General features: G+C 60.5%; 3 protein-coding genes and 1 pseudogene. 2 read left to right on the forward strand and 2 right to left on the reverse strand.

Going from position 1 to position 3894, the window contains the following annotated elements; all coding sequences use genetic code 11:
• Window positions 1-454 (reverse strand): annotated as a pseudogene (locus MAXJ12_RS38570) (hypothetical protein); the annotation flags it as partial.
• A gap of 71 nt (window positions 455-525) precedes the next feature.
• Between MAXJ12_RS38570 and MAXJ12_RS25060 the strand changes: the two are divergent.
• Complete coding sequence (locus MAXJ12_RS25060) at window positions 526-1056, forward strand: transglutaminase-like cysteine peptidase (RefSeq protein WP_050898896.1); 531 nt, start codon at window positions 526-528, stop codon at window positions 1054-1056.
• A 71-nt stretch (window positions 1057-1127) separates the two neighbouring features.
• Here MAXJ12_RS25060 and MAXJ12_RS25065 read toward each other — a convergent pair whose 3' ends face one another.
• On the reverse strand, window positions 1128-1610 hold the full coding sequence (locus MAXJ12_RS25065; protein WP_008838862.1) for a hypothetical protein: 483 nt from the start codon (window positions 1608-1610) through the stop codon (window positions 1128-1130).
• A gap of 742 nt (window positions 1611-2352) precedes the next feature.
• Here MAXJ12_RS25065 and MAXJ12_RS37065 point away from each other — a divergent pair.
• A partial coding sequence (locus tag MAXJ12_RS37065; protein ID WP_008838863.1) for a hypothetical protein occupies window positions 2353-3894 on the forward strand: 1542 nt, incomplete at its 3' end.

Below are 3894 nucleotides of genomic sequence, written 5' to 3' on the forward strand. Positions count from 1 at the left end.
CGTTGCCGCCGCCGCCGCCGCGGCCGCCGCCGCGCTCGCCACGGCCATCTCCACGGCCCGACAGAGCGTTGGAAATCACCGAGGTGGTCAATGGCGGACATTGAGCAAGCTGCTCGGGCGCCAGAATGGACGAGCGGTTAACCGCGATGCAGCACATCGCGAAGTTTGCCCGGGTTAGAGGCTGGCATTGCTCTGCCGCCAATCGAGGCCGCAGGCTGTTCTGGGCTGCCGCCGGAGCGGCGCTCATCAATACTGTGGATGAAAGAAGCAAGGCTGCGCTGAGCCCGCTCCCAAGAGGATGCAGGTGCATTGTCTTCTCCTGAGGAAAAAGAGCGCTCCCGTCCCCTAAACTGGGAGCCGGTTCAACAGTTACTACCAAGAGTAACCATTCGTTAGCGATACCTGAAGGTAATAACCTGTGCAAATCCCCCAATGTGACATGATTTGAACGCATTACGCTTTATGCCTACCCCTTTTTGAGAGGGGACGATCTTGTTTCGTTTAGCGGCAGTCTTGCTGGCAGTGATGGTTGCCAGCTCCGCCCAGGCCGGCGGAAAGAGTTCAACCATGGTGACAGCCGGCGACGCCTTCGCCCCGCCAGCTTTCTATGCCTTCTGCAAGAAACAGCCCCGCCTGTGCAGCACTCGGGGGAAGGCGAAAGTGGTGCAACTCACATCGGAACGAAAGGCGCTGCTCAAAAGCGTGAACGCGTCGGTCAACGGGCGGATTCGCGAACGCAACGATTGGATAGGTGGCCGCGCAACGGACGAGTGGGATGTGCCAACAAAAGAGGGCGATTGCGAGGACTTTGCCATCCTCAAGAAGGCCGAACTTCTGAAGCGAGGTTGGTCGGCCTCCGCACTGCTTCTGACAGTCGCCACCTATGGGGGGCGAGGCCACACCGTCCTGACCGTGCGAACCGACCACGGCGATTTGATACTGGACAACCGGACCAACGCCATCAGGGAGTGGTCCAAGACTCCCTATAAGTACTTTGCGAGGCAGTCGCAGAACGACGCGTCAAAATGGACGCGCATCGAATCCGGCGGGACATGACAGTGAATTGTGCTGGGGGAACCGGTGCATCTGCTGCGCGGCAGCAGGCGCCGCATGCGCACGCGTTCTCGCTAGTGTGGAAAAGAATACTTTTCCACCGCCGCCCATATCAATCTGTTGATCTCTTTGATCGCCTCGATCGACAAATCAATACGCTTAAGCTCCGAATCGTCCAGCGCTTCCATCTTGCCGTATTTGATGGATTCCTTGCTGTCGAAGATCCTCATGAGCTGTGTGCTGGCTTGGGTTCCTGTCTCGTCAAACGAATAGATACAGTGGCTGTATTTGTTCCTTAGTTTCGCTTGCTGCGACAATCTTTGCGTGATTTCCAGAACGTCCTTCCGACAGGCGGCTGAGGTGGTCGACTTCTTGGCGAGCCTCTCCACGAGTTCGATCCGCGCGCGTGTCGTGTTCAGGGTGAGGAAGATGATGATGGCGGTTTCCTTGTCGACCTTTGCCAGGCCGGCGATCAGATAAATGAGCAGGCTTTCCGTGTTCGTCCAGGTATAGTTCAGGCGGCCTACCAGCAGCAGGATTTCCTGAAATCGCGGCATTCTCTGTTGTTCTGCCAAAATCAAGATCCACTGCCCCCGCCGTTGATGCAGCTCCCTGGCTTGCGGCCACGGCTCGGCTTGCCGCTCAATATTTTACATTTTACTCTCGATCCGCTCTACGAAGCCAGTGGTATTTCGCCAGCCTCTCCGGGGGTCGATACCAGCGCCGACTGAACCGCACATCTCGCGCATACCCTGAAGGTCCCCAATCTGGATTACCTCGCCTCGCTTGGATCTAGTCAGTTGGAGCTATGGCTTGGCCGGTGCCGGGGCCTGAACCCTTCAGTTTTCGATGAAGCTATACGCAATGCATTGCCGAGAAAAATGGCGGGTCCAAGCATTCGGGATTTTAATAGTAACGCAGTTGCAAGGCTGAATACTATTGTAATCCCATCGATGTATTGCGGGCGGCTTAGCTCAAACGGACAGCTTACAAACTGCTTCCAGCCAAGGCAGACTTCACTCTGCGCCATGGGAAGGCATGGAATACATGCTTTCTCTCCGGCGCCAAGAGCGTGCACCGGTGGGTGCACGTCCATCGAGGGACGGCCAAGCCGTTCCCGGAGCAAGGGAGGGCCAGCGCACACAGTCAAGCATGCCTTTGGATCTTCAGCCGTGCGTCCCCTCGGTTCGGTGATCCTTTTCCAACCAAAACTTAACCAGTCGGCCGCGTGCAACTCATAACCACATCAAAGATGAAAGTGGTTCGGTTGTCGCGGCCCCAATTTCCAAGGACACGACCATGTCAATTGATAGATCGAACCACTTCAACCCGGGCTGGCAGTTCATCGGCAACGAAATCGAGAGCGAGTCCGAAGCCGAATCCGAATCCGAATCCGAAGCGAAATCCGAATCCGAGTCGGATGCCAAGAGCGATGCGGATTCCAAGAGCGATTCCGACGCCAAGAGTGATGCCGACGCGAAGGCCGATGCGGATTCCGAGAGTGAGTCCGATGCCAGGAGCGACGCCGACGCGGACAGCGATTCCGACAGCGACGCGAAGGCAGAAGCGAACGCCAAGAGCGACAACGAAAACAAGAACGACAACAAGAACGAAAACGAAAACGAAAACAAGAACGTCAACATCAACGAGAACAAGACTGACGTCGACGTTGACGTGAAGCTCGATCTCGATGTCGACGATCTCGCCGACGACAACGACTTTATCGATCTCGACGACAGCACAATGACCGCTGGCGAGAACATGCTCATCGCCGGCGGCGATCTTGACTTCAATCCGGGCGACGACATCGAGCTTTCGGGCTTCCTGAACGGCTCGTTGAACGGTAACGGCACCAACACTGCCAACGTGTTCGTCCAGACAGCGCAGATCGAAGACAACGACGAACTCCACAACGCGCAGGTCCAGAACCTGGCCGAGTTCGACGTCGAGCAGAAGGCCGAAGGCGGCGAAGCCGAATCCGGTGACGGTATCGTTGCGGGCGGCGACGGCGGCGACGGCGACGACGCCGAGAACGGCGATGGCGGCAATGGCGGCGACGTCTATGCCAACGGCGGCTGGGCGTTCGGAGGCGACAGCGACACCAAGGCTGAAGCCGGCGACGCCAAGGGCGGCGAAGGCGAAGGCGACGACGCCGACGGCGGCGACGGCAAGGGCGACGACGCCAAGGGTGGCGAAGGCGACAGCGGCGATGCCAAGGCCGAAGGCGGCCACGGTGTAGGCCTCGGCCTCGGCCTGGGTCTCGGGCTCGGCGCTGGCCTGGCAGCGGGCGGCGACAGCAAGGCTGAAGGCGGCGACAGCGACGCCGACAGCGACGCGAAGGCAGAGAGCGATAGCAAGGCTGACAGCGACGCCGATGCCGACGCCGATGCCGACGCCAAGGCCGACGATGCGGGCGATGGCATCGACGCTTATGTGCCGATCGTTCCGATCCTGAACTTCGGCCAAGGCGGCGACAGCGATGCCGACGCCGATGCCGATGCCGACGCCGACAGCGATGCCGACGCCGACAGCGATGCCGATGCCGATAGCGACGCCACTGCTGGCCGCGGCGGCGACGCCGACTCGGGTCGCGGCGGCGACGCGGATGCCACCGGTGTCGGTGTTGGTGTTGGCGCAGGCTTCGGCGCAGGCAGCGGCGGTGACGCAGCGGCCGTCAGCGGTGGCGCGACAGGCGGCGAAGCCACGTCCACCGGCATCGGCGGCGACGCCGTGTCCTTCGGCATCGGCGGCGACGCGCTGAGCGGCGCCTGGGCCACCGGCGGTAACGGCGGCGCGGCAATCGGCGGCGCGGCTACCGCGTCCGGCGGCGGCGGCGGCGGC

The organism is Mesorhizobium alhagi CCNWXJ12-2 (genome assembly GCF_000236565.1).
Taxonomy (GTDB): domain Bacteria; phylum Pseudomonadota; class Alphaproteobacteria; order Rhizobiales; family Rhizobiaceae; genus Allomesorhizobium; species Allomesorhizobium alhagi.